The sequence below is a fragment of the Acinetobacter sp. YH18001 genome (assembly GCF_013416975.1).
Taxonomy (GTDB): Bacteria; Pseudomonadota; Gammaproteobacteria; order Pseudomonadales; family Moraxellaceae; genus Acinetobacter; species Acinetobacter pseudolwoffii.
The window spans coordinates 43042-69929 of sequence record NZ_VPEU01000007.1 but is presented as its reverse complement, the minus strand read 5'-3'; the positions used below and the strand labels follow the sequence as shown (position 1 = coordinate 69929).

General features: G+C 43.4%; 30 protein-coding genes. 14 read left to right on the top strand and 16 right to left on the bottom strand.

Features of this window, described 5'->3' with window-relative positions:
• Window positions 1-11: 11 nt before the first annotated feature.
• The 6 genes from FTV48_RS04325 to FTV48_RS04300 all read right to left on the bottom strand — a co-directional run bounded on the left by FTV48_RS04325 (window position 12) and on the right by FTV48_RS04300 (window position 4329).
• On the bottom strand, window positions 12-395 hold the full coding sequence (locus FTV48_RS04325) for a hypothetical protein (protein WP_005170643.1): 384 nt from the start codon (window positions 393-395) through the stop codon (window positions 12-14).
• A gap of 21 nt (window positions 396-416) precedes the next feature.
• Window positions 417-722 (bottom strand): YcgL domain-containing protein, encoded by a 306-nt coding sequence (locus FTV48_RS04320; protein ID WP_005097076.1) that lies wholly within the window; start codon window positions 720-722, stop codon window positions 417-419.
• A gap of 130 nt (window positions 723-852) precedes the next feature.
• Window positions 853-1995 (bottom strand): HRDC domain-containing protein, encoded by a 1143-nt coding sequence (locus tag FTV48_RS04315; protein ID WP_005097077.1) that lies wholly within the window; start codon window positions 1993-1995, stop codon window positions 853-855.
• A 178-nt stretch (window positions 1996-2173) separates the two neighbouring features.
• Window positions 2174-2770 (bottom strand): recombination mediator RecR, encoded by a 597-nt coding sequence (gene recR / locus FTV48_RS04310; protein ID WP_004278698.1) that lies wholly within the window; start codon window positions 2768-2770, stop codon window positions 2174-2176.
• A gap of 13 nt (window positions 2771-2783) precedes the next feature.
• Window positions 2784-3113, bottom strand: a complete 330-nt coding sequence (locus FTV48_RS04305; RefSeq protein ID WP_179999492.1) for a YbaB/EbfC family nucleoid-associated protein — start codon at window positions 3111-3113, stop codon at window positions 2784-2786.
• A gap of 28 nt (window positions 3114-3141) precedes the next feature.
• Window positions 3142-4329 (bottom strand): O-succinylhomoserine sulfhydrylase, encoded by a 1188-nt coding sequence (locus tag FTV48_RS04300; RefSeq protein WP_179999490.1) that lies wholly within the window; start codon window positions 4327-4329, stop codon window positions 3142-3144.
• A 142-nt stretch (window positions 4330-4471) separates the two neighbouring features.
• Here FTV48_RS04300 and FTV48_RS04295 point away from each other — a divergent pair, with 142 nt between their 5' ends.
• The 10 genes from FTV48_RS04295 to FTV48_RS04250 all read left to right on the top strand — a co-directional run bounded on the left by FTV48_RS04295 (window position 4472) and on the right by FTV48_RS04250 (window position 12537).
• Entirely contained in the window at window positions 4472-5569 is a 1098-nt protein-coding gene (locus FTV48_RS04295; RefSeq protein WP_179999488.1) for an alpha/beta fold hydrolase, read from the top strand.
• A 62-nt stretch (window positions 5570-5631) separates the two neighbouring features.
• Window positions 5632-6504: an NAD(P)-dependent oxidoreductase gene (locus FTV48_RS04290; RefSeq protein WP_005097081.1), complete on the top strand. Its 873-nt coding sequence runs from the start codon at window positions 5632-5634 to the stop codon at window positions 6502-6504.
• An 86-nt stretch (window positions 6505-6590) separates the two neighbouring features.
• On the top strand, window positions 6591-6860 hold the full coding sequence (locus tag FTV48_RS04285) for a YARHG domain-containing protein (protein WP_005170626.1): 270 nt from the start codon (window positions 6591-6593) through the stop codon (window positions 6858-6860).
• A gap of 31 nt (window positions 6861-6891) precedes the next feature.
• Entirely contained in the window at window positions 6892-7305 is a 414-nt protein-coding gene (locus tag FTV48_RS04280) for an HIT family protein (RefSeq protein ID WP_005170623.1), read from the top strand.
• 303 nt (window positions 7306-7608) lie between these two features.
• Window positions 7609-8661: a porin gene (locus FTV48_RS04275; protein WP_179999486.1), complete on the top strand. Its 1053-nt coding sequence runs from the start codon at window positions 7609-7611 to the stop codon at window positions 8659-8661.
• A 526-nt stretch (window positions 8662-9187) separates the two neighbouring features.
• Entirely contained in the window at window positions 9188-9379 is a 192-nt protein-coding gene (gene cydP, locus FTV48_RS04270) for a cytochrome oxidase putative small subunit CydP (protein ID WP_005170617.1), read from the top strand.
• Window positions 9379-10962 (top strand): cytochrome ubiquinol oxidase subunit I, encoded by a 1584-nt coding sequence (locus FTV48_RS04265; protein ID WP_179999484.1) that lies wholly within the window; start codon window positions 9379-9381, stop codon window positions 10960-10962. The genes cydP and FTV48_RS04265 overlap by 1 nt, the downstream gene beginning before the upstream one ends.
• Window positions 10959-12104, top strand: a complete 1146-nt coding sequence (gene cydB, locus FTV48_RS04260; RefSeq protein WP_179999482.1) for a cytochrome d ubiquinol oxidase subunit II — start codon at window positions 10959-10961, stop codon at window positions 12102-12104. The genes FTV48_RS04265 and cydB overlap by 4 nt, the downstream gene beginning before the upstream one ends.
• Window positions 12105-12129: 25 nt before the next feature.
• A complete protein-coding gene (gene cydX, locus FTV48_RS04255; protein ID WP_004278713.1) occupies window positions 12130-12231 on the top strand; it encodes a cytochrome bd-I oxidase subunit CydX in 102 nt (33 codons plus the stop codon).
• Window positions 12232-12234: 3 nt separating this feature from the next.
• Complete coding sequence (locus FTV48_RS04250; protein WP_005170606.1) at window positions 12235-12537, top strand: cyd operon YbgE family protein; 303 nt, start codon at window positions 12235-12237, stop codon at window positions 12535-12537.
• Between the two features lie 198 nt (window positions 12538-12735).
• Here FTV48_RS04250 and rodA read toward each other — a convergent pair whose 3' ends face one another.
• From rodA to FTV48_RS04220, 6 genes are all read right to left on the bottom strand, one after another.
• A complete protein-coding gene (gene rodA / locus FTV48_RS04245) occupies window positions 12736-13875 on the bottom strand; it encodes a rod shape-determining protein RodA (protein ID WP_005170604.1) in 1140 nt (379 codons plus the stop codon).
• A gap of 111 nt (window positions 13876-13986) precedes the next feature.
• The gene (gene ispD / locus FTV48_RS04240) at window positions 13987-14700 is read right to left on the bottom strand and encodes a 2-C-methyl-D-erythritol 4-phosphate cytidylyltransferase (protein WP_005097091.1); all 714 of its coding nucleotides are present in this window, start codon (window positions 14698-14700) and stop codon (window positions 13987-13989) included.
• Window positions 14669-15061: a septum formation initiator family protein gene (locus FTV48_RS04235; RefSeq protein WP_005097092.1), complete on the bottom strand. Its 393-nt coding sequence runs from the start codon at window positions 15059-15061 to the stop codon at window positions 14669-14671. Before FTV48_RS04235 ends, ispD begins: the two co-directional genes overlap by 32 nt.
• Window positions 15062-15068: 7 nt before the next feature.
• The gene (gene eno, locus FTV48_RS04230) at window positions 15069-16358 is read right to left on the bottom strand and encodes a phosphopyruvate hydratase (RefSeq protein WP_005097093.1); all 1290 of its coding nucleotides are present in this window, start codon (window positions 16356-16358) and stop codon (window positions 15069-15071) included.
• A 59-nt stretch (window positions 16359-16417) separates the two neighbouring features.
• Entirely contained in the window at window positions 16418-17275 is an 858-nt protein-coding gene (kdsA, locus tag FTV48_RS04225) for a 3-deoxy-8-phosphooctulonate synthase (protein ID WP_005106657.1), read from the bottom strand.
• 31 nt (window positions 17276-17306) lie between these two features.
• Window positions 17307-18947 (bottom strand): CTP synthase, encoded by a 1641-nt coding sequence (locus FTV48_RS04220; protein WP_179999480.1) that lies wholly within the window; start codon window positions 18945-18947, stop codon window positions 17307-17309.
• Between the two features lie 226 nt (window positions 18948-19173).
• On the opposite strand from FTV48_RS04220, the gene FTV48_RS04215 reads away from it, so the two are divergent.
• The gene (locus tag FTV48_RS04215; RefSeq protein WP_005097096.1) at window positions 19174-19608 is read left to right on the top strand and encodes a hypothetical protein; all 435 of its coding nucleotides are present in this window, start codon (window positions 19174-19176) and stop codon (window positions 19606-19608) included.
• 56 nt (window positions 19609-19664) lie between these two features.
• Here the strand turns inward: FTV48_RS04215 and FTV48_RS04210 are convergent, their stop codons facing one another.
• The 3 genes from FTV48_RS04210 to FTV48_RS04200 form a co-directional block, all read right to left on the bottom strand.
• The gene (locus FTV48_RS04210; RefSeq protein ID WP_005097097.1) at window positions 19665-20777 is read right to left on the bottom strand and encodes a YheT family hydrolase; all 1113 of its coding nucleotides are present in this window, start codon (window positions 20775-20777) and stop codon (window positions 19665-19667) included.
• 69 nt (window positions 20778-20846) lie between these two features.
• On the bottom strand, window positions 20847-21257 hold the full coding sequence (locus tag FTV48_RS04205; RefSeq protein ID WP_005097098.1) for a nuclear transport factor 2 family protein: 411 nt from the start codon (window positions 21255-21257) through the stop codon (window positions 20847-20849).
• Between the two features lie 146 nt (window positions 21258-21403).
• Window positions 21404-23428, bottom strand: a complete 2025-nt coding sequence (locus FTV48_RS04200) for an NADPH-dependent 2,4-dienoyl-CoA reductase (RefSeq protein WP_179999478.1) — start codon at window positions 23426-23428, stop codon at window positions 21404-21406.
• Window positions 23429-23592: 164 nt separating this feature from the next.
• On the opposite strand from FTV48_RS04200, the gene FTV48_RS04195 reads away from it, so the two are divergent.
• Genes FTV48_RS04195 through FTV48_RS04185 form a run of 3 tightly spaced genes read left to right on the top strand, consistent with a single transcriptional unit; the run spans window position 23593 to window position 25809 of the window.
• Window positions 23593-24129, top strand: a complete 537-nt coding sequence (locus FTV48_RS04195) for a PadR family transcriptional regulator (protein ID WP_005097101.1) — start codon at window positions 23593-23595, stop codon at window positions 24127-24129.
• Window positions 24130-24159: 30 nt separating this feature from the next.
• Window positions 24160-25092: an alpha/beta fold hydrolase gene (locus tag FTV48_RS04190; protein ID WP_179999476.1), complete on the top strand. Its 933-nt coding sequence runs from the start codon at window positions 24160-24162 to the stop codon at window positions 25090-25092.
• A gap of 18 nt (window positions 25093-25110) precedes the next feature.
• Window positions 25111-25809: an NAD-dependent deacylase gene (locus FTV48_RS04185; RefSeq protein ID WP_100357034.1), complete on the top strand. Its 699-nt coding sequence runs from the start codon at window positions 25111-25113 to the stop codon at window positions 25807-25809.
• A 160-nt stretch (window positions 25810-25969) separates the two neighbouring features.
• Here FTV48_RS04185 and FTV48_RS04180 read toward each other — a convergent pair whose 3' ends face one another.
• Window positions 25970-26878 (bottom strand): polysaccharide deacetylase family protein, encoded by a 909-nt coding sequence (locus FTV48_RS04180; RefSeq protein WP_100535317.1) that lies wholly within the window; start codon window positions 26876-26878, stop codon window positions 25970-25972.
• Window positions 26879-26888: the final 10 nt, after the last annotated feature.

Genomic DNA, 26888 nt, shown 5'->3' with positions numbered 1-26888 from the left:
TATTTTTTTACTTACAACGGTGAACTTTTCTTGTGAACACGAAGATTGCCCTTGTTCGACACATAGGTCGACCAGCAATAGCCAATCACAGATCCAATCCCAATGACAAATAAAATAAGTGACGCATTAATCCAAATCAGAGCTTGCTCTTTGGTCAACACACCAAACAGCAAGCCAAAGATTGCAGGTGCGATAGAGGCATTCGGCCCCTCGGATACCGTCGGTGTCAATAGAATGGCAAAGCCTAAAATCCACAAAAAACCACCCAGTGGCTTAGGCAGGCGCCTGGTTACGCCATACCAGCACCATAAAGCAATCAGGCTGCCCAGCAGATAAACCGCAACAGCAATGCTCTGTTCAGGAATTGAGTCTAAGACAGCAACATAACCATTCATTTCACAACTCCTGAATTAACATTAAGCGCCACGCAATCCTTCTGGAGCGACTGCATTCGGATCAATCAAGCCTTCTGGCGGCATTTGCAAAAAGAAACCACGTGTAGCAATAGAATCCATCACATGCAATACATTGGCACGTGCCAGTTTACGCGATTCGCTCAGTTCAAGATGCATGACAAAAGTCGCACGTCCAAATGCGGCTTGTACGGGCTCAGACAATACGCTGAGTGGCTCGAATGTTTCAGCTTCGCTTTCATCCGCAGGACGCGCCACATACAGATACATTTCACTTTTTTTGCTGGATTTGTAGATAGACACTTGCATGTTTCAAACGACTTTTCTGGAAAAACATCCGCAAGGATACATCAAAAAAAAGACAGAAACATTAGCCACGTCTCATGCATCAGTCGTGATTTTGTATAATTGCTCTATCTTTAACCAATCCTGCAAGCGATCACTCGCTGACTTTCATCTGGGTCGATAAATAAGATTCATCCTGATGCAGCACCTGAATCAGTGGCTGGGTTAACAGTTCATAGCGCCAGCCCAGCAGATAATCCGGCAGATCCTGCTCATCCTTATGAAAGACCACATGCTGATACAAGGCATTCAGCCATTTTTTACGCATCAGCACTTCTTTTGGAATTGAGGTTTCATCGACTACATTTTGAATGATGTTATCGATCTTTTCGCCGATATCTTTGGAGGAATGACGGATTGGACGCGCCAGACGTAACGGCCAGCTTTCCGGTTCCGGCAAGAATTTCAGCAGATCCAGAATGGTTTTACCATGTTCACGAACCACATTTGAACGGATATCTTTGACTTGACTCAACTGGAAGTTATTGCGCGGGAACTTCTCGACCAGATCAATCATACTGACATTTTTTAAGATAAAACTACGTGGCTGATTCAGTGCTTTGGCAATCTGATCGCGCCAGACCATCAATTGCTGTAATTGCATCAGCTGACGGCGTGAATGGCGATAATTCCCCACATCCTGATATAACAAGGCCGTTGGTGTGTCTTCACCAATTTCCTGAGTCAAGAAACGACAGTCTTGCAAAGCAAAATCCAGTAGGTATTTCGTATCCAGCTCTTGTTTGATTTTGTCAGACAGCTTGACCAGATAATGCACATCATTGGCCGCATAAAGTAATTGCTCTGAACTTAAAGGACGTGCCAGCCAGTTAGAACGGGTCTGGTCTTTTTCGATATCGACTTCCAGCATCTGTTTGAGCGCATTCTGATAGCTGACTTGCAGACCATGCCCCAGAAAAGACATGCCGACCTGGGTATCAAACACATTGGTCAGTGATTTCTTTTGGGTATAGTGATAAAGCAGATCAATATCTTCGCTACAAGCATGAAAAATATTCTGCTGGGCGTTAAAAACTTTATTGAAGAACTCAGTCAGATCCAGGGTGGTTCCATCCAGCAAATAGACCTTGTTGTCTACATTGATCTGAAACACACCCAGTTTCGGCCACAAAGTATCGACCTTGATAAATTCGGTATCCAGCCCGTAAACAGAACTCTGATCCATCAGGTTCAGCACAGGGTATAAATCGTTTTGATGTTGAATAAATTGAAACATAAAGACTGAGTCTAAAATTAGATTCTCGATAGATCCATATTAACTGATCTATAGAATTTTTGTATAAAAAATAACGCTGATTCTGCTCTATCTAGCAAAAATACCCCTTATTTATTAGGCTCTAGATTTTAAATAATATCTTTTTTATATTAAAACTAACAAGATTTTTAAGTCTATCTTACTTCATGCGCATCCGGTTATGTACGGCCTGACTCAAGGTATGGCTATCGACATATTCCAGCTCACCACCTTGAGGTACGCCTTGGGCAATTCGGGTCATCTGGATCGGCAAATGTTTGCTGGCCTCAACCAGATAATGCGCCGTGGCCTGACCTTCTACCGTAGCATTGGTCGCCAGAATCACTTCTTTCACCTGACCATTGGCCAAACGGTGCAATAAGTACGGAATACCGATTTCTTCTGGTCCAATACCATCCAGTGGCGATAAATGTCCACCCAATACATGATATTTACCTCTGAAGCTGCCACTTTGTTCAATCGCCATGACATCTGCAGGTGATTCTACTACGCAAAGCAATTCATCATCACGATCCAGCGAAGTACAGATATTGCAGACTTCGTCTTCGGTCAAAGAATGACAGACTGAACATTCATGAATGTAATTGGTGGCCTCAGTCAGCGCATGTGCCAGACCAATTGCACCCTCACGATTTTTCATGATCATATGCAATGCCATACGTTGAGCCGATTTCGGCCCAACGCTTGGCAAAATGCGTAATGCTTGAACGAGTTGATCAAAACGATCACTAAACATTGCACATTCTTCCTTAGAACATACCTGCAAGACCAGGCGGTAAACCCATGCCTGAGTTCGCTGCTTTCATTCTTTCGTCAGATACCACTTCTGCCTGACGTGCTGCATCATTCATTGCAGCTGCAATCAGGTCTTCAATCATGTCTGGATCATCCTGAAGTAACTCAGGATTGATTTCGATACGTTTTACCACGTTACGGCAAGTCATGGTTACTTTGACCAGACCGCCACCCGCCTCGGCATGCACTTCAGTTTGCGCCAGCTCTTCTTTGGCATTTTTTACGTTGTTTTCAACTTCTTTCTGCATGCGCTGAGCTTGCTGCATCAACATGTTAATGTTCATAAATATCTCCGAACATAAATTTATAAAATTAAATCAGGTCTAAACCGCGACGAATATCCTGAATAATATCACCAATCTCTTCCAAACCAACAGATACGCGAATTAAACCTTCACGAATACCAGCAGCTTCTTTGGCTTCAGGCGACAATTTACCGTGTGTCGTGGTTGCCGGATGGGTAATAGTGGATTTCACATCGCCCAGATTGCCGGTAATCGAGATAAACTGGGTATTGTCGATGACAGTCCATGCTTCCTCACGGTCACCTTTCACCTCAAAAGACACAATACCGCCAAAACCGCTCTGTTGTTTGGCTGCCAGTTCATGGCCGACATGCTCAGGCAAACCAGCATAATAAACTTTTTCCACTTTTGGATGCTGATTCAAAAATTCAGCCAGTTGCTGTGCACTTGCTGAATGTTCACGCATACGCAAACGTAGTGTTTCCAAGCCTTTCAGGAAAACCCAGGCATTGAATGGACTCATTGACGGGCCGGTAGTACGCACATAGCCGAAGATTTCTTCCAGCAACTTGTGATTACCGACAACAGCACCACCAAGCGCACGGCCTTGGCCATCCAGATATTTAGTCGCAGAATACACCACCAGGTCTGCACCAAATTTGAGTGGTTGTTGTAACACAGGTGTACAGAAGCTGTTATCAATCGCCAGTAAAGCATCATTGGCATGCGCAATATCGGCGAGTCCCTGTATATCGGCTACTTCTGCTAAAGGATTCGATGGAGATTCAACAAAGAGAATTTTGGTTTCAGGCTTGATGGCATTTTTCCATGCATCAAGATCAGTCAAATCGACGAAATCAACACTGACGCTAAATTTTGCGACATATTTTTCAAACATGGAAACCGTAGAGCCGAAGACAGCACGTGAACAGATCACATGATCACCGGCTTTTAAGAATGCCATCATCACTGCCATAATGGCTGCCATACCCGAACTGGTGGCGACGGCGCGCTCTGCACCTTCAAGTGCAGCCAGACGCTTTTCAAACATGGCAACGGTCGGATTGGTAAAGCGAGAATAGATATTGCCCGGTTCCTGGCCTGAGAATTTGGCTGCGGCTTCTGCAGCATTTTCATACACAAAGGACGATGTTAGAAAAATTGGTTCGCCATGCTCACCTTCAAAAGTGCGGGTATGACCGGTACGAATGGCTAAAGTTTCTAATTGGTAAGAAATATCGTCTTGCTGGCTCATCGCTTTACCTCAGCCCTCGGGCTGCCTTTTGTAAAAATTTGCCAACATTTTGAGCGCCTAAGCTATTTCAGGTCAAGGCATAATAAGCGATTATTGCTTAGACTTCGATCAATCCTCCCGCGGATACGGATATTTTATTTACATGATTCAGTTAAAACAAAACTTTCAGCGCCAGCAAAAAAAATTGAAACACCTCAGCACCCGGGTGTTTAATGCCTCCTCACTGATCCTGTCGCAAAAAACCCCTTTTGAATATATTGCCGGCACCGAGTTTTGCAAGATTCGTTATTACGCTTCACCCGAGAAAAAATATAAGGAGCCTCTGGTTTTTATCGCACCCTTGGCCATTAATATGGATATTTATGATCTGTATCCTTATCGCTCTCTGGTCAAGCATTTTCAGCATAGCGGTTTTGATGTCTATCTGGTGGAATGGAAACGCTTTAACTTTAAGCACCGCCACCTGAATTTTTTATCTTTTATTGATGCAGCCATTCCTCAATCCATTGAAACCATCTGCAAGCATTCAGGCAGTCAGTTCATTTCCTTACACGGCTGGAGTATGGCTGGGGTGTTTGTCACGCTCTATACAGCCCTGCATTCGCCTGAACATGTCAAGAATCTGATCGTGGTGGGCAGTCCTATCGACAGTTATGCGTCAGGACGTGTCGGCAAACTTTTTTCTACGACCAATAAACTGATTTCTAAAAATAAGAATTTGCAACAGGCCATTCATCAAGGATTGATCCCGAAGCAATATATTCATACGCCGGGTATTGTAAATGCCTTGGGCTTTAAATTACTTGATCCGATTGGCTGGCTAAAAAGCCAGAAGCAGTTTTTGCTGAATCTGGATCATGTCGAAGATGTCTATGAACATGCCACCATGGGGAATTTCCTGAACAAGATGATCGATTATCCGGGCGGGATTAATCAGGACATGGTTCTGCATTTATGGCTGCAAAATCCTTTAAAATACGGTTCTATCACTTTAGATGGTCGTATTGTTGATCTTAAAAATATCAGCTGCTCCCTATTGGTAGGTGCAGGTCAAACCGACCAGATTGTCACAGAACAGTCAGCTAAGCCTTTGATAGAATTGACAAGTAGCCAGGATAAGACGTTTACTCTGATTCCGGGTGGTCATCTGGGCCTGATGTCCAACCAGAAAACAGCCAATACGTTCTGGCCCAAAATGACGACCTGGCTGGCGCAGCGCTCTACACGTCTTGATGCTTAGCGCATCTGCGTCAGCATCGCCAAAAAACATTAAAATTTATTTACATATTCAGAGGATACAGCATGATTCAGTCAGTAGCATTTATCGGCTTAGGTGCCATGGGTTATCGTATGGCGGCACATTTACCCAAGCAGTTTGATACCGTCTATGTCTGGAACCGCAATTTTGACAAAGCAGAGCAACATGCTGCTGAATATGGCACTCAAGCCGTTACGCTAGAACAGGCCGTTCAGGCAGATATTATCTTTTCATGTTTGCCGACCAGTGCCGATGTAGCACAACTTCTGGAAAATTTGTCGCTTAAATCCGGCTCAGTCTGGGTCGACTGTACCAGTGGTGTACCGGATTCCGCGCAAACACTGGCAGCACAACTGGCTGAACGTGGGGCGATCTTTCTGGATGCACCGGTCAGCGGTCAAACCATTGGTGCTGAAAATGGCACCTTGACAGTGATGGTAGGCGGCGATGTCCAAGGTTTTGAAAAAGCCCTTCCTGCGATGCAGGCTTTTGGCACACTGATTAAGCATGTCGGTGAATCTGGCGCAGGTTTTGCAGTGAAAGCCGTGAATAATATGTTAATGGCTGTAAACCTGTGTGCGGTCGCAGAAGGCTTTACTACGCTGAAAGCACATGGAGTCAACCTGAATGAAGCACTGGATTGTATTAATGCTTCAAGTGGTAAAAGCATGGTGACCGAAACCGTATTACCACAGCGTATTTTAAATCGCAGTTTTCCTGTAACCTTTGCCCTGCCACTCTTGGCCAAAGATACCGGCATCGCAATCGATCTGGCGCGTGAGGCTAAACTGTCTGCGCCTGTGCTCTCGTTGACCCAGAATCTAATTCAGGCGGCCAGTGATCTATCGGATAAAAACAGTGATTTTTCCAGTGCCGTGAAAATGTATGAATCATGGAGTAATATTACCATCGAGTAATATCTCGCCATTGAATAATGATAACAAAACCTCATATTGTGACTAGTAGGCAGGCACATATAGTGGATAACCCAGAGGAAACTCGCATGAAGAAATTTTCTGTTGCAGCATTAATTGGCTTAGCAACTTTGTTCGGGGCTTCAACATCGGTTCTTGCATCTGAACAGGAATGCAAAAAATTGAAAAATGATCATGACGTGATTTATGCGTCTAAAGGATTCTGTTTTAAAGATCCAGAAGCAAAAGCGAAGTTCGGCAATGACAATTGCTATACAACCAAGCCAAAATTCTCGGAAAAAGAGCAACAGCGTCTTGACGTGATCAAAGATCGTCAGAAAGAATTGAACTGTAAATAATTCAATTCAATAACGCTCAAGGAATGTACTTATGACTTATGATGATCAGAATATTTTTGCACGAATTCTACGCGGTGAACTTCCTGCGATTAAAGTGTATGAAGATGACCAGGTTCTTGCATTTATGGACATCATGCCGCAAGCAGATGGTCATACTCTGGTCGTTCCGAAAGCACCAGCCATCACTTTACTGGATCTAGATCCTGAAGCTGCGGCCTATACGATTCAAATTGTACAGAAGGTTGCGAAAGCAATTGAAAAAGGTTTGGGCGTTGATGGCATTGTCCTGATGCAATTATCAGGTGCTGCTGCTGGTCAGACTGTACCGCATATTCATTTTCATCTAGTGCCGACTTCTCTGCACAACTTGGGTAAACATGCTGCCCAGATGGGTGATCAGGAAAAAATTAAAGCGCTGGCTGAAAAAATCAAAGCTGCACTTTAAGTTTAACTGAATAAAAAAATGGAGCTTCGGCTCCATTTTTTTATTCTACTTAAAGCATAAAACTTTAGAAATAAATGCGAATCATTAAGATAATAGCAACCAAATTATCTTTAAATACAAAAAATTGAATGTGTAATATTACAAAACTTACAAAATACAACATTTAACAGATTTGAAATATTTCCTTAATCTTACTGTCTTATTTGTAATCGATACTTGGCACCAATAGAGCGGTACATGTTTCAACACATGACTGAAACTTGTTTTAAGACGATGAATAAAAAGTCTTTATTGGAGCAACACATGAAAAAAACGTTATCTGCATTAGCAATTGGGGCAACAATTTTAACACCAGTCATGGCAGCTGCTGCTGACGTTAAAATTTATGGTCGTGCACACGTTTCTTTAGATTATCTGGATGATGGTGCAGATTATAATGAAGTTGGACTTTCTTCAAACTCTTCACGCCTAGGCTTCAAAGCTGAACAAAAACTAGAAAATGGCATGACTGTTTTTGGTCAAATCGAACAAGAAATTAACTTTGCTAGCGGTTCTGCAAATGATGATGTTGAATTTGCAACTCGTGATACTTTTGTTGGTTTAAAAGGTGATTTCGGTCAAGCGCGTATAGGCCGTTTTGACAGCCCATTCAAAGTAGCACGTGGCCCGGTCAACTTCTTTGGTGATATGGTCGGTGACGTTCGTAACGTCACACGTGTAGGCAACCTGCGTTTTGATGAACGTAATAACAATACGATTGAATATAAATCACCAAAATTTGGTGGCGGTTTCAACGTATTAGGTGCGATGTCACTACATGAAACAAATAGCCCGGATGCTAGTAAAGATGGTGCCAAGGACAAAGATAAAGCTTACGACCTCGCTTTAACCTATAAAGAAGGTAAAGTTGATTTTGCTGCTGCATATGAACATTATGAAGAAGAAGCTACCCGTGGCGAACGTGATGGTTTCCGTATCGCAGGTGCTTACAAAATCACCCCTGAGTTCAACCTGGGTGGTTTATATCAATACTTAACACATGATAATGATATTGCAAACCCAGATGCTCAAGTGTTTGGTGTGGCCGGTGAATATAAATTTGCACCAAAAACCTCATTCCGTGGTGAAGTATTCCACCGTGATGTAGATGCAGATGATGCAAATGCAACTTTACTGGCAATCGGACTTGAGCACCGTTTAGATCCAACAGTCCGCATTTATGGCAACATAGCAACTGTACTCAATGATGAAAACTCAAACCTTAGCCCTTGGGCACAAGGTCGTACCAATGCTGTAGGTGGCGCACGCGGTGAAGACAGCTTAGGTCTTTCTCTAGGCATGCGTTACGACTTCTAAGCTGAATACCTATTCGCTTAAAGAGAACATCTCTGTAGCTATTATTTATTAAACATGACATACAAAAAGATCCCTAAACGGGATCTTTTTGTTGATGCGTTTCTATTAAAGAAACAGTATAAGAAAGCCTGTGATCAAGATCGCTTATCAGGCACATCTTTGAATAACCTCCTATAACACTTCCCTTTCAACCCTCTATAAAACCGACTAAAACAGTTTGAATAATTTAGACTCATTTTTTAAACCCAACCTTTTTAATCAGATTAAAAAGCAATCAATTAATATTAATCCAACTAAAACAATCTACATTTAAAGTATAAATATAAGCATTTTAGTCGGATTTAAAACCCAATAAGCTTACACAAAATAATACAAAATATTTAGAATAATTTTTAACTCATAAAAATATATAATCATTATATTCATATACTTATAAATATATATTTATTTAAACTGTATTGTCTATTTATTTTACATTTACAATTGGTTAATAATATATAACAAACCATATAACAGGCTTGTTCGAATGAGCTTAGTTCCCAAAAATCTAAACCAAAAAGTGGTGAGAGAAATAACCGCTATTTTAATTATCAAAGTTATTTTGCTTATGATTATTAAAAATATCTGGTTTGACGCACCTACTATTCCTAAAAATTTTGACAATCAAGTCGCCGAGCGTATTGCCGGCAATCCTTCCCAAATCCAGGAGACACGTTGATGATTTCTGAAAGCGTGGTCGATCTCTCGCGGTTCCAGTTCGCCATGACCGCGATGTATCACTTTATTTTTGTTCCACTGACTTTAGGTCTGGCTTTTCTGCTTGCCATCATGGAAACCACTTATGTGATTTCCGGCAAAGAAATCTATAAAGACATGACCAAGTTCTGGGGAAAACTGTTTGGTATTAACTTCGCCTTGGGGGTGACCACAGGTCTGACCATGGAATTCCAGTTCGGAACCAACTGGGCTTATTACTCGCATTATGTTGGTGATATTTTTGGTGCACCGCTGGCGATTGAAGGTCTGATGGCCTTCTTCCTTGAATCGACTTTCATCGGCCTGTTCTTCTTTGGCTGGGATCGCCTGTCCAAAGTGCAACATCTGGCAGTCACCTGGCTAGTCGCTTTGGGTTCGAACATGTCCGCGTTATGGATTCTGGTCGCCAATGGCTGGATGCAAAACCCGGTCGGTTCGGCATTTAACTATGAAACCATGCGTATGGAAATGGTGGACTTTGCTGCACTGATCTTTAACCCGGTCGCTCAGGTTAAATTCGTGCATACGGTATCCGCCGGTTATGTCACGGGCGCTATTTTCGTACTGGCCATTTCAAGTTTCTACATGCTGAAGAAACGTGATCTGCCTTTTGCACGTCGTTCTTTTGCCATTGCTGCCATCTTCGGGCTTGCGTCTACACTTTCAGTGATTTTACTGGGTGATGAATCAGGTTATGAGCTGGGCGATGTCCAAAAAACCAAACTTGCGGCGATTGAAGCAGAATGGGATACGCATCCTGCACCAGCAGCATTCACCTTATTTGGGATTCCAAATGCAGAAACCCAAACCACTGACTATGCGATCAAGATTCCTTATGCGATGGGTCTGATTGCAACCCGCTCCACCACTGAACAAGTGACCGGAATTAAAGATCTGATTACTCAGCACGAACAGCGGATCCGTAACGGTATGGTGGCGTATGAACAGTTAGAGCTGCTCCGTGCAGGAGATAAATCACCTGAGCTTAAAGCGGCTTTTGATGAATCACAAAAAGACCTCGGTTATGGCTTGCTGCTGAAGAAATATACGCCAAATGTGGTGGATGCGACTGAAGCACAAATTAAAGCTGCGGCGGCAGACACCATTCCACATGTACCAAGCCTGTTCTGGGCATTCCGCGCCATGGTGGGTTCTGGTTTCTTGATGCTGCTTCTCTTCATTCTGGCAACTGTTGCAGTCGCAAAACGCAATGCTGAAAACAAACCTTGGTTATTGAAATTTGCCTTATTTGCGCTTCCTTTACCTTGGGTGGCTGCACAAACCGGCTGGTATGTGGCAGAGGTCGGTCGTCAACCATGGACGATTGGTGAAGTATTACCGACGCATCTTTCAGCATCTAGCTTAAGTACTGGCGATGTATGGGGTTCAATCCTGGCATTGGCAGCCTTCTACACGGTGTTATTGATTATCGAGATGTATCTGATGATCAAATTCTCACGCCTTGGTCCAAGTTCCCTGCATACCGGTAAATACCACTTTGAAAAGCTTGCAGCAGAAAAAGCAAATGGGGAGACTCAAGCATGATCGAATATGAATTGCTCAAAATAATTTGGTGGGTGCTGGTTGGCGTATTGCTGATTGGTTTCGCCCTCACCGATGGCTTCGATATGGGTTCCATGGCAATCATGCCATTTGTGGGCAAAAATGATAACGAGCGCCGTGCTGCGATCAACACCATTGCCCCACACTGGGACGGCAATCAGGTCTGGTTCATTACCGCAGGTGGTGCTCTATTTGCTGCCTGGCCAATGGTTTACGCAACCGCCTTCTCTGGCATGTACTGGGCACTCTTACTGGTACTGTTTGCCTTATTCTTGCGTCCGGTCGGCTTTGACTATCGCTCAAAACTGGAAAATACTAAGTGGCGTACGTCTTGGGATTGGGGCCTGGCTGTAGGCGGTGCGGTTCCGGCATTGGTTTTTGGTGTTGCGTTCGGCAATATGTTTCTGGGCGTGCCTTTTACCCTGGATGAAACTGTGCGCTCTACCTACACAGGTAGCTTCTTTGCCCTGCTAAATCCATTTGCAATTGTATGTGGTCTGGTCAGTTTATCGATGTTATGCGCACATGGTGGTGCATGGCTGATGCTGCGTACTGATGGCGACCTGCGTCAACGTTCTGCCAAAGCGACACAAATCATGGGTCTGGTCTACTTGGCGACTTTCCTTGCTGCGGGTGCATGGTTGTATTTTGGAAACATCCAGGGTTATAGCCTGGTGATGCCTTTTGACACCAATGGTGTTGCCAACCCATTAGCAAAAGAAGTACTGACCAATGCCAATCCGGGCTGGATGAACAACTATTCAACTTATCCAATTACAATGGCAGCTCCAATTGCCGGCATTCTAGGGGGATTAATCATTGTACTGGCTGCAGGTAAAAACAAGGCTGGCTTGAGCTTCCTGGGTTCTTCTCTGGCAGTCGTCGGTGCAATCTTGACTGCCGGTTTTGCCCTGTTCCCGTTCCTGATGCCATCCAGCTTAAATCCGACTGTCAGTCTGACGATGTGGGATGCGGTATCCAGTAAAAACACCTTAACTGTCATGACAGTTGCAGCTTGTATTTTTGTTCCATTGATCCTGATCTATACCACTTGGTGTTATTACAAGATGTGGGGCGTGATTACCAACAAACATATTGAAGACAATTCACACAGCCTGTATTAAGGCTGTGCACTAAGGAGATAAAATTATGTGGTATTTTGCCTGGATTCTGGGTGTACTGATGGCGTGTTTTGCCAGTGTGATTGCTGCAATTTATATGGAACAACACCAAGACCTGGATGAGGAATAAAATATGACCGAAGCTGCGCTTGAGAAAACCGTTGTAGACAAGAAACCAAACAAATTTGCGATGATGATTTCCTGCCTGCTGGCTTTTCCTCTCGCCGCAGTGTTATTGGTTCATCCCTCTGCAATGCTGGATGCCAACGGTGAATATAGCCATAGTGCCATGATGTATATCATGATTGGTATTTCTGGAGGCTTTGTACATGGTGTCGGTTTCGTACCTCGCCACTGGTTCTGGAAATGGCTATTTAGTCCATTTTTGGCTTGGCCTTTGATGATCTGGGGCTATTACACCTGGTTTTTCAGTTAAGTTTTAAGACGAAAGAAGCCCTCGATTGAGGGCTTCTTTATATCGTTTATCCATTTCTGCTTTTTGTTGTACGCTTATATCACTCTGCATTTGGAAGCAATTTCCACATTGAGCATGAATGTAATGAAGATACTTTTCTTTACCCGCATGTCTTAACAATATTTGTAAAACCGGAACACATCCGACTTTTAGAATAATTTATCGATGGGTATGAATCGACATCACAATTCCCATGCCTGCGAGCATTGAGATTACCGCCGTTCCGCCATAACTCATAAGCGGCAATGGATCTCCAGTCACCGGTAAGATACCACTCACCATGCCCGAGTTTAAAAATACAAAGAAGAAAAAGGTCAGTCCAATAGCTCCGGCATATAAACGTCCAAAATTATGAAAACTGTTTAAGCCAATCATCAAACAACGAATAATAATCGCAGTAAATAAACTGAACAGCAGAAACACACCAATAAAACCGAATTCTTCGGCATAGGTCGACATAATAAAGTCGGTATGATGCTCGGGCAGATAACCCAAATGCGATTGGGTCCCCTCAGTATAGCCTTTGCCTGTGGAACCACCTGAACCAATCGCGATTTTGGACTGAATGATATTCCAGCCTGCACCCAATGCATCCGACTCCGGATCAAACATCGTGGTGATACGTTTCTTTTGATACTCTTGTAGTACGAACATCCATAAAACCGGTGCTGCTACAGCCAGTGCTGCGGCCGCACCAACAATCAGACGCCACGACATCCCACTTAAAAACAAGACAAAAACACCCGGAATCACCAAACCAATATTCAAGTCAGGTTGGAGTGCAACCAAAACAAATGGTATAGCCAGTAAAATTAATGCACCGACAATATGTACAAATTTGGGAGGAAATGGCTTACGTGCAAAATACCAGGCCATCATCAAAGGCATGGCAAATTTCATCACCTCACTCGGTTGCATACTCCCAATACCAGGCAAAGTAATCCAACGCGTTGCACCCAGGCGTTTTTCACCAATCACAAACACCAAGAGCAGCATGAATATGCCAAAGGCATACAGGTAGGGACTGATCGCCTGATAGACTTTCGGTGGAATCTGCGCACAGATAAACAGCAGCACAAAACCAATCCCGAAACTGATTGCCTGACGAACAACCATTCCGGAGTCTTCAGAGGTCGCGCTATACACCACCATCAAACCCAGGATTGCATTGAGAACCAGAAAGCACAACAACCAGGGATCAAGGTGCAACTTGGTCCACCGGGAGGAATCTTGCGGGTTAATACTACGTCCATCACGCAAAGAATGACGTAAAAACCGATACTGCTGTGAAGGTATCATTGGCCAAAAGGTGAAAAAGAATGATGGCAAAATTATAAGTGAAAGCTATAGGGAATAGATCGCTATAGCCAGATTTATTCTACTTTTATTCAAATTTTATCGAATATATTTTTAAGCCTGAGCTTGTAAAATCAGCTTGGCCAGTTCCAGATCATCTGGATAGGTAATTTTAATATTATCGGAACGTCCTTGCACCACACTCACCTGCTCACCGATATGTTCCAGTGCGCTGGCTTCATCGGTAATGTTAGCACCATCCTGCAAAGCCTGTTCAATCGCCCGTTTTAATGTGCCCAGCTTGGCCATTTGCGGCGTTTGTGCCTGCCAGAGCATGGAGCGATCCACCGTTTCCTCAATATCAGAACCGGTGACTACACGCTTAAGTGTATCTCGTACCGGAATCGCCAGAATCGCAGCCCGATCCTGTGCAATTGCCGTATTGACCAACTGTTGAAGACAATCCAGACTGACACAAGGGCGTGCCGCATCATGCACCATGATCCAGTCATCTTCAGAGGCCATTGCAGATAAATAATTTAATGCATTCAGCACCGAATTCACTCGCTCTGCGCCGCCCAAACAAAAATGTGCTTTTTCCAGATCGGAAAATGGCAGAGTTTTTGCGACATTGTCCTGTGTACCAATCGCCAATACATAACCAGTCAAAGGCAATTGATTCAGACGTGCAACGGTATGTTCAAGAACAGTTCGTTGTTGAAGCGTCTGATATTGCTTGAGTTCTGTTTTAGAAAAACGGCTACCTGAACCTGCAGCAGGAAGAATGACCCATAATTTACGGGGTATTTGTTGGCTCAGGTGACTCATTGGTTCGCAGATCTACTTTAGAATTTGGATTAAGATAGATGGGTTTATATTGAGTACTGATCGTGCTCATTTGAATAAAAGTTTCACGTGGCTTAATCAGGCCAAGATCTAAACGCGCATGTTCTTCGATGGCTTCAATACCATTCTTTAAATCGTAGACTTCTGCCGCCAGAACGCGATTACGTTCTTTCAGCTCATCATTCAATTCCATTTGCTGCTGGATTTTCTGGGTCAGCTGCTGATGATCATGATAACCACCTTCACCAAACCAGTATAAATATTGAAACCCTGCGATCAAAATGATCGCAAGGCCCAACAGTACTTTACTCGCAGTCGAGTCGAATACATTTAACATTGACATAAGTCGCTTAGTTCAAACCTTTGAACTCAGCTTTACCGCGATATGCAGCATTAGTCAATTCTTCAATACGAAGTAATTGATTATATTTCGCTACACGGTCAGAACGGCAAAGTGAACCAGTCTTGATTTGACCCGCTGCTGTACCTACTGCAAGATCCGCAATGGTTGAATCTTCAGTTTCACCTGAACGGTGTGAAATCACAGTAGAGTAACCATTTTCTTTGGCAAGATAGATCGCATCTAAAGTTTCAGTCAAGGTACCGATCTGGTTATATTTGATCAGGATCGAGTTACCTACTTTTTCGTTGATACCACGTTGCAGGATTTTAGGATTCGTTACGAACAGGTCATCACCTACCAACTGGATCTTGTCGCCAAGAATCGAAGTCAGGTAAGACCAGCCTTCCCAATCCGACTCATCCAAACCATCTTCAATTGAAATAATTGGGTATTGGTTTACAAGGCCAGCCAAATAGTCAGAGAACTGGTTGCTGGTGAACGCTTTGTTGCCTTCGCCCGCAAGAATGTACTGACCATTTTTGTAGAATTCTGAAGATGCACAATCCAGCGCCAGCATAATGTCAGAACCTGCTTTGTAGCCAGTTTGACCAATTGCTTCAAGAATAACCGTGATTGCTTCTTCGTTAGAACGAAGGTTTGGTGCGAAACCACCTTCATCACCCACAGCAGTGTTTAAACCTTTTTTGTTTAAAACTGATTTTAAAGAATGGAAGATTTCAGCGCCAGCGCGTAAAGCTTCAGAGAATGAAGTGAAGCCCACTGGCTCAATCATGAATTCTTGAATATCAACGTTATTGTCTGCATGTGAACCACCATTGATGATGTTCATCATTGGTACAGGCATGGTCAAAATCGAGTTGTTGCGAAGGTCTGCAATATATTGAAAAAGAGGAATTTTCTTTTCATCAGCAGCAGCGCGTGCAGCAGCCAAAGATACAGCTAAAGTTGCGTTTGCACCCAGTTTTTCTTTGTTTTCAGTACCGTCTAAAGCAATCATCGTGTTATCGATGTCTTTTTGTTCGAATACAGATTTACCAAGCAAAGCATCACGGATTAAGGTGTTTACATTATTTACCGCAGTTTTAACACCTTTACCTAAGTAACGTGCTTTATCGCCATCACGAAGTTCTAAAGCTTCACGAGAACCAGTTGAAGCACCAGATGGTGCACATGCACGGCCAACTACGCCAGATGCTAAGATTACGTCTGCTTCGATGGTAGGGTTACCACGAGAGTCCAAAATTTCACGTGCACGAATGTCAACGATTTGGCTCATGAACTATTCCTCAGTTGATTAATATGAGCTGCCTTTAGGGCAGCGCAAGAGTGATAAACTCAGTGTGTATCTAACTTTTCGAAACCTTTGACCAAGGTATCCAATTCTTTTAGCTGTGCCAAGAAAGGCTCAAGTTGAGACATGCGCAATGCACATGGGCCATCACACTTGGCTTTCTCTGGATCAGGATGTGCTTCCAGGAACAAACCTGCAAGACCGGTTGCCATACCTGCACGCGCCAATGTGGTAATCTGGGCGCGGCGTCCGCCAGCAGAATCGGCACGGCCACCTGGAGTTTGCAAGGCATGCGTCACATCAAAGAACACAGGCACATTCATTTCTTTCATGATATCGAAGCCCAGCATGTCTACAACCAGATTGTTATAGCCAAATGCTGAACCACGCTCACAAATGATCAGTTTGTCATTTCCTGCTTCCAGACACTTATGCAAAATATGACGCATTTCGTGTGGTGCAAGGAATTGTGCTTTTTTGATGTTGATGATGGCATCGGTTTTTGCCATGGCTTCCACCAGATCCGTCTGACGACTCAAGAAAGCCGGCAGCTGGATAATGTCCGCCACTTCTGCAACAGGCGCCGCCTGGTACGGCTCGTGTACATCAGTGATGATTGGCACATTAAAGTGTTTTTTAATGTCAGCTAACCACTCGAGACCTTTGTCGAGGCCTGGGCCACGGAACGAGTTCAAGCTTGAACGGTTGGCTTTATCAAAGCTGGCCTTGAACACATAGGGAATACCCAAACGTGTACAAATATCGACATAAGTCTCAGCGATCTCAAAAGCCAAGTCTTTAGATTCAAGTACATTCATTCCGCCGAATAATACAAATGGCAAATGATTTGCCATTTGTATATCGCCCAAACGTACAATTTCTTGTGGTTTTAATTGCGACATTTAAACTTCCTAGTTGTGTCCTACACACCGATTATTGAGTTTTTTGGTACTGCTTTTTCGCAGCATCAATGAAACCGGCAAATAATGGATGACCTTCACGTGGTGAGCTGGTAAATTCCGGGTGGAATTGTACCGCAATAAACCAAGGATGTTGAGGAATTTCAACTGTTTCTACCAGATGCTGTACCGGTGAATAACCAGAAATCTTCATGCCTTTTTCTTCAAGCAATGGGATATAACGGTTGTTCATTTCGTAACGGTGACGGTGACGCTCAATGATTTCTTCAGAACCATAGATTTCAGCTGTTTTTGTGCCTGCAACCAGTTCAGATTTTTGAGCCCCTAGACGCATGGTGCCACCCAAATCAGAGTCAGCAGAACGTTGCTGAACTTCACCGCGCTCATCTAACCATTCAGTGATCAAGCCAATCAATGGAGATTTGGTCGAACGGTTAAATTCAGTCGACGTTGCATCGCTAATGCCCACAACATTACGTGCATATTCGATTACAGCCAACTGCATACCTAAGCAAATACCAAGGAAAGGTACACCGTTTTCACGTGCGAATTGAATCGCCTGCATTTTGCCTTCAGTACCACGTTCACCAAAACCACCTGGAACCAGAATCGCATCGGCATCTTTCAATATTTCGTTCACGTCCTGGCTTTCAAGTTCTTCTGCATTGACATAGTCAATTTGGACTTTAACGCGGTTTTTCACCCCGGCATGTAAAAGTGCTTCGTTCACAGATTTATACGCATCTGGAAGTTCTACATATTTACCGACCATCGCTACACGAACGGTGTATTCTGGGTTCAATAATGCTTCTACCACGTTATCCCAATCGGTTAAATCCGCTTCAGGAAGGTCGTTATAACCAAAACGTTCGCAGATTAAATCATCAACATTCTGTTCGTAGAAAGTACGTGGAATCTGATAGATCGAACGTGCATCTTTACATACCACAACGGCACGTGCTTCAACGTTGGTAAATAATGCAATTTTACGGATAGTATCTGCATCTACATCGTACTCGGTACGGCAGATGAGAATGTCTGGCTGAATACCAATCGACAGAAGTTCTTTAACAGAGTGCTGTGTTGGTTTGGTTTTTAATTCTGCTGCAGACTTAATGTATGGGAGTAACGTTAAGTGCATTAACATGGTACGTTTATGACCAAGTTCAACCATTAGCTGACGTACAGATTCCATGAATGGGAGAGATTCAATGTCACCTACTGTACCGCCGATCTCTACAATCGCAACATCATAGCCTTCGCCTGCACGCAGGACACGCTCTTTGATATTGTCAGTAATGTGTGGAATAACTTGCACAGTACCACCCAGATAGTCACCACGGCGTTCTTTGTTCAGAACATCTTGGTAAACACGACCTGATGTGAAGTTATTCAGTTTGGTCATTTTCGCACGACGCAAGAAACGTTCGTAGTAACCCAAATCTAAGTCTGTTTCAGCACCGTCTTCTGTAACAAAAACTTCACCATGTTGGAATGGGCTCATCGTCCCTGGATCGACATTAATGTATGGATCCATTTTTACCATGGTCACTTTTAAACCACGAGCTTCTAAAAGTGCAGCAACAGAAGCAGCTGAAATACCTTTACCTAGTGATGAAACTACACCACCAGTAACGAAAATAAAATGGGTCATTGGGTTTCTCGTACAATCGAGCCTAAATCGGCCTGCAATGTTGCGCAATTTTACTTTACCTTGTACCTAGAAAGCAAAGTCAATCCGCATCAATTCAAAGAACAATAAACAATTGACTATTCTAACAGCAATTCCAATAAAAAATTACTGTAAGTTCATATGATTTCTATCTTGTAATTTGCTGCTATAATAGTGTAATCCCCTCCACACTTTTCTGTTTGATGCAATGATGATGAAGAAATTTTTACTCTGTACCGTAATCCTGACTGGCCTGAGCTTGACTGCGTGTGTAAAAAAAGAAGCACCTAAAGAAGAAGAACAAGTTGAGGTTAATCCAGCACCTGAAGTTGTAACGCCTGAACCAGCACAATTTGAACCGCTTGAGCCGGTAGAAGAAGCGGTAATTGAAGAAGTTCCAGAGACAACTGTGGAAATTCAACGTGAACAGACAGCTAACACGACGACTGAAATTCGTCGTGAAGTGAAGAAGCCTGAACCTGTTGAAGCTACACCAGCTCCAACAAGAACGCCGTCAGAAAACAATCCAGCTCCAGAGCCTTCAAAACCTGCAGCAACGCCTAAATCAAACTCTGATTCAAACAAATCTGAAGAAGACGCTGTGGCTGATGCCATTGCAGCAGCGATGCCAGCGCTTGATTAATCAAGAGAATTCATCAAAAAAACCCAGCTTTTGCTGGGTTTTTTTATTACTCTTTTTTAAGCAGATGTCGGTGCAGAATTACGAGACAAGTGCATCAAATAGTCTGCCATTAATCGCGTAGCCCACGATTCTGTTTGCATCAGACCTTGATAAAATCCGCAATGACTGCCTTTTTTGGTGGTAATCACCATGATATTCGACATTGCCCGAATTTTTTCTTTATAAGGTTCCAGATTCTGGATATGACACACCGGATCATCTTCCGCATTTAAAATCATTAATGGAACTTTAATGTTTTCAAATACATAAATTGGATTCGTGGCCTTACTATAACTCTCATAGTCTGAAAAACCGGCCAGTTGATAATAACGCTGTTCAAACTCCGATAAGTCTTTTACCTCCAGCAATTGCTTCCAGGAAGGATAAATTTGCCAGGTTTCCTGATAAGGATGAATAAAGCGTTTGATTAGTTTTTTGGCCATGACTTTGCTATAAAACGGATGTACATGGGCAAATCCAGTTTCGGTGTTATAGCCTGGACATAAGGCAAAAGCCGCTTTTAACGGTGTTTGTGATCCCTCTTCTCCGAGATAACGCACCAGCAAGCCTGTACCCGCAGAAGATCCGACCCCATACAGCTCAGACTGAGGAAATCTATCCTGTATATACAGCAGTTGTTCCCGCAGGTCTTGGGTCGAGCCGAACAGGTTCATTTTAGCTACAGGCATGGGCAGGTCTGCATGCCCACGGCGCAAACACAAGGCCACTCGCCAACCGGTATGTTTATGCAGATCCTGTACCAGTTCACGCATCGACTCTGGAGAGCCGGTGATGGTATGTAACAAGACAATGGTCGGTGTATTTGCTGGTAAATCCAGCCCATACCAGGCAATACCGGTAATCCCGCCATCCGACATTTTTAGCTGTTCAAGTACATCATATTTAAGTTTAATCGTATGTTTTTTAATAAGATCCAAATATAGAATATGTGCGTGTGCATTGGCTAACCACGGCGTAGGACGATATTTTTGTTGCAGCTGCGGTAAGCGTTCAATGAGTCCTGAAAAAACACCATTTGGATGGTAATACAGGGTCGGTTCATCTGCGCCACTGAAGCGATCCAGATATTCGCTGGACAGCTGACCCAATTTTTTAAGCAACATTTTCATCTGTCATCCTCTCTAGTTCGACTAGCTGTGATTTACAAACTTCATGCCGACTTGAATCAATAATTCGAATTAAGTTTTAACTTGGAATGACTGCATCCGTTGGCCCATTTGTACCGCTAAGGCTTCAAGTCCAGACTTAGGCCGGATCATCACTTCAAAATCAATGATCTGACCTTCTTCATTAAACTGAATCATGTCAACTCCCTTGAGTTTTTTATCGCTTACCTGAGCAGAAAACTCAAGTACGACATTGTTACCATCTTCACTTATAAATTCACGGTGATAAGTGAAGTTTTCAAAGACTTGGATCACATTGCTCAGAATAAAAAAGACCACCTGTTTGCCAGGATAAGGATGAAAAGCCACAGGTGAGCGAAATACAACATCCTCAGCAAGTAACTCATTCAAGATAGACATATCGCGGGTTGCTAACATCTCATGCCAACGATCAATGGATTTTTTTGTAGTTTCGATGCTCATTTGAGGTTCCTTTTTTGTTTTGATATTTTAAATACAGAGCGCTCCCCCTTTATTAAAGGTAAGAACTACTGCTTCACAAGAGAGATTCTTTCTTATAAATCCTCTCCTTTAATAAAGAAGAGGAAAAAAAGCAGGTTTTAATATTTTTAGATCACCGCTGCCAATTCAGCCCCCTGACGAATGGCACGTTTAGCATCTAACTCACCCGCTTCTTTGGCGCCACCAATCAGGTGTACACTTTTACCAGCAGATTTTAACTCATCAAACATGGCGGTATAAGATTCCTGACCAGCACAAATAATGACATTATCCACTTCCAACACCATTTGCTTATCATTGACGGTGATATGCAAGCCCTGATCATCAATCCTGTCATAGCTGGCACCCGCAATCATTTTCACGTCACGATGTTTAAGCCCTGTGCGGTGAATCCAGCCCGTGGTTTTACCCAGACTAGAACCCACAGAAGCAGCTTTTCGTTGCAATAAGTAAATTTCACGGGATGATTTTTCCAGAACTGGAGTTTTTAAACCACCGACCTGATCATATTTGGTATCGATGCCCCATTCATCATAGAATTTTTCTGGATTGATACTGCCACTTTCCCCTTCATGGCTCAGAAGTTCCGCGGTATCAAAACCAATACCTCCCGCACCAATAATCGCCACACGCTGTCCCACAGCTTTACGCTCTTTTAACACCTCGAGATAAGATAAGACTTTTGGATGATCAATCCCCGGAATATCCAGTTGACGCGGGGTTACCCCTGTTGCCACGACAATCTCATCAAATGCTGACGCTTCAAGTTCTGCAAAACTGGCAGTATGATTTAACTTTAACTTGATGCGTGGCTGCAACTCGATTTGACGTTTAAAGTAGCGCAAGGTTTCATAAAATTCTTCCTTGCCCGGAATGGTTTTGGCAATATTAAATTGTCCCCCAATCTGTGCAGCCGCATCAAATACCGTGACCTGATGACCACGATTCGCTGCATAGACTGCAAAACTTAAACCGGCAGGACCTGCCCCAATCACGGCAATATTTTTCGCTTCGCCAACGTCTTTGAAGATGAGTTCGGTTTCATAACAGGCCCGTGGATTGACCAGACAGGTGGCAATTTTCATCGAGAAAATATGATCCAGACAGGCCTGATTACAACCGATACACGTATTGATCTCATCGCTACGACCCTGTTCAGCTTTAAGCACAAACTCAGAGTCAGCCAGCATTGGACGCGCCATGGAAATCATATCGGCATCACCAGAAGCCAGTACATACTCAGCCATCTCAGGTGTATTGATGCGGTTAGAAGTAATGAGAGGAACTTTTACCAGACCTTTGAGCTTGCGGGTAACCCAGGTAAAGGCTGCACGAGGAACCTTGGTGGCAATTGTCGGAATACGTGCTTCATGCCAGCCGATGCCGGTATTGATAATCGTGGCACCGGCTTTTTCAATGGCTTTAGCCAGTTGTACCACTTCATCTAAAGTTGAGCCACCTTCCACCAGATCCAGCATAGACAGACGATAGATAATAATAAAGTTTTCACCGACCATTTCACGGGTACGGCGCACGATCTCGATCGGGAAACGAATGCGGTTTTCATAGCTGCCGCCCCATTCATCATCACGATGATTGGTTCGCGCTGCAATAAACTCGTTAATCAAATAACCTTCCGACCCCATAATTTCTACGCCATCATAACCGGCATACTGTGCCAGCTTGGCACAATTGGCGAAGTCATCAATAGTTTGCTGAACCTCAGCTGAACTCAAGGCATGCGGCTTGACCGGGTTAATGGGTGCCTGAATCGGAGAGGGTGCAACATTTTCTGCCTGATAGGAATAACGGCCCGTGTGCAAAATTTGCAGGGCAATTTTCCCGCCTGCATCATGCACCGCTTGGGTAATCACTTTATGCTTTTCAGCTTCTTCGACACTGTCAAGCTTGGAGCCGCCCTGAAACGTCACCCCATGATCATTGGGTGAAATACCACCCGTCACGATTAAGGCCACGCCACCTTTGGCACGCTCTGCATAAAAAGCTGCCATCCGCTCATATCCGCCGCGTGCTTCTTCAAGCCCCACGTGCATTGACCCCATCAGCACCCGGTTTTTGAGTGTGGTAAACCCTAAATCAAGCGGGGCAAGTAAATTCGGATATTTAGACATTTCAACTCCTTAGCGTGCTGATGTGCTGGCTATTTTTATTCAGCTGATCAGATATTGCATTTATCGATCAGAATTATGCAACTTGTTGCACTAATATATAAATCAGAATTGATTTTTATGCAACATGTTGCATAATAATCCCGAGTCATTTTTTTGAGACGTTTATGTCTTTATCGCATGTGCTACTGACCAGCCTGATTGAAAAACCCAGTACCGGAATAGAACTGGCGCGGCGCTTTGACCGCTCAATGGGATTCTTCTGGAATGCGACCCACCAGCAAATCTATCGAGAGCTGAACGCCATGTCAAAACAGGGTTGGATTTCAACACTCGAAGAAGAAGATGCACATTCACGTAAAAAAACCTATCAGGTTGAACTGCCCGGTCGTGAAGAATTGGCTCACTGGATGATACAGCAAAGCCCACCGGCACAGTTGCGCGAAGAATTGATGGTACGCTTACGTGCTGAAGCGCAGCTTGGTGGCAACAACACATTAGCGGAACTGGAACGGCATTTAGTCCTGCACAAAGAAAAACTCAACACCTATCAGCAAATTTTTGCCAAAGACTTTGCCCAAGCTAATGAAAATGATCGCACCCTGTATATTCATAAAATGATTTTACAACTCGGCATTGATCAAGAACTTGGCTGGATTCACTGGCTGGAAACCGTTATTCCGCGACTCAAACAGTTTAAATAAACGATCGGGATAAAAATAAGGAGAATATTCATGCCCTTTTATCGCATGCCAGACGGCGAACAGCTGTTTGTACGTGAATACGGTCAGGGTCAACCGGTTTTAGTGTTGTCTGGTCTGGGCATGTTGAGCTGGCAATGGGCGGCCTTTTTATCTCCGCATAAAAACAGGTTTCGTTTTATTATTCCAGAATGGCGTGGTTTCGGTGCATCCAAAGACTGTAAAATTCCAGCAAATCTGGATGCGATTAACTGTCATTGGCAGGATGTGCGCTCAGTGGTAGATCAGCTCAAGTTCGATCGAGTCATAGTCATTGCCTACTCTATGGGGGCAACCACACTTATGCATGGTCTGCACTCTGATCATTTTTCTAAACGGATCACGGCTTATTTGCATATTGATCAGACACCCAAAATACCGGTAGATGATACTTGGGCTTTTGGTCTGTTTGGATCAAAACATGACGAATTTAGGGAGATTTTGCAGCAACTGTCTGTTCTCCTCGCTGCACATCCGCAAATTCAATTTATTCGCGATCTAGATCAAACGGTACGCCAACAGATTGGCGCATTGTGGCTGCGCTTTATCCAGCTGCAAAACAGTCATCCCTATAGTCTTAAAGTATTTGAGTTTTTACTGCATCAACCTCGCTTTCAAAGTTTATTACTGCCATCCAGCCGTATGGACTATATGGCGTGGTATATCAACAATTATCTGTATCATCGAGAAGATTACCGTGAAGCATTAACCAAACTTCAATGTCCGGTGACTTTCTTTAGCGGCGCGCAATCCCGGCTCTATCCTTTTGAAGGACAGCGCCTGATTGCAGAAAGCCTGCCTCAAGCCAAACAGGTGATTTTTAAAAAATCCGGTCATACGCCCTTGCTGACTGAACCGCTAAAATTTTCCAGAGAACTCGGTGTCTTCTTGAAAGAGAATTCACAATCGAGTACTTCGGCAGTTTAAATATTCAGGAGAAAAATAATGAAAAAACTGGTGGTCTTTTCAGGTGCGGGTATGAGCGCAGAAAGTGGCATCAATACCTTCCGTGACAGCGATGGTCTTTGGGAACAGTATCGGATTGAAGATGTCGCCACTCCGCAGGCCTGGGCCAGAGATCCGCAACTGGTACAGCGCTTTTACAATGCACGCCGAAAAAATATTCTGGAGGCAGAGCCAAATACTGCACATCTCCAGATTGCGCAACTGCAACAAGATTATGATGTGCATGTCATTACCCAGAATATCGATGATCTGCATGAACGTGCCGGCAGCAGCAAAGTGATTCATCTTCATGGCAATATCCGACTGGCCAAAACCTCAGGTCCAGATGCACAAAGTACGACCGAATTCTATCCGGTTGAAGAAACTGATTTAGATTTAAACAAGCACTTTTGCACAGCAGGTTATCCACTGCGTCCACACGTGGTCTGGTTTGGCGAAGCCGTTCCTGCCTATGCAGAAGCCCAAAATTGTGTACAAGATGCCGATATTTTTGTGGTGATTGGCACAAGTCTGCAAGTTTATCCAGTGGCGGGATTGATTCATGACATTCCGGTATCTTGCCAGGCCTATTATATTGACCCCAGAGCAGACCAACAACAATTGCCGGTACAATTTCACAAGATCACCCAAACGGCTACTGACGGTGTGCAACAGTTGATTCAGCTCCTAGAAAAATAATTTCATCACAAGACATATGCTGTGTCATGTTCGATGATGATTATTCAGGTATTTAGAAAACGTAGCGACACTTAATCATATTGGTTACAGCCTAAATACTATCTAACTCTTACTGTCTATAGCATACACCTCGTGATTTTCTAAAGTGAAATAGCCGTATCTAAGGCGCCACACTTAAACCAAATTTTTTCAAATTTGGATATTCATAGGGGGCATCTTCAGCTGGATAACGTAATGACTCGAGCCCATAAATTTGTGCAATATTCCATAAAATACTTTCACCCGCAGGTAGAGTTTGTGGCTGAATTTTATAAATTGAATCCTGATAAGCGCTATCACTATCAACAAATTTCCAGCCCTGTTGCTTAAACAAATCAATAATGTCTTCTAGCCAAGCCGCATTAATGGCTCTTACATGAAGTAAAAGCACATGCTTGGGGGAACGTCCTAATGTTTGTTGTGCTAAATTATCGTAATACTGTGCTCGATCAAGCAAATGAAACAGATAGGCTTGTTTTAATTTATTCAGGTTTTCTTGATCTTGTGCTTGCTGATACTGCAAAAACAGTTGATTATAATACCAATCACTCGCATCGATGCTAACAGTTCCCGATTGATAATGATGGGTTATCAGCCATTGTCGTACTCCTTCCCTTTTTTCTAGCGTATTTCCCTCTTTAAGAAATGGAAATCGGTAACGTGGTACAAATCCGGGTAATGTAGAAAATATTTGATGTCCTTGCTCTATGTCTTTTAAATAATTTTTCAAGCTAATGTCATCTTTATTTAGGTTAAGATGTAAATTTCCATGATTGCCTATTCGATGCCCCTGTTTCCCCCACTCTGAAATCATCTGCAACCCTTTTTCTGTGCTAATTTTACTGACACTTGGATAGACAATAGCCAAAATTCGCTTTTGTTTTAGGGTATTTAGAATGTCATTATTGATATGACAAGCATCTGGGTTATTGGCTGGGTCTAGTCCATCATCGAAACTGAGGGCGATCTGTTGAGCAAAAGCCACATGAGAAACACAGAGACATAGGCTTAAGACAATTTTTTTAATCATAAATGAGTGC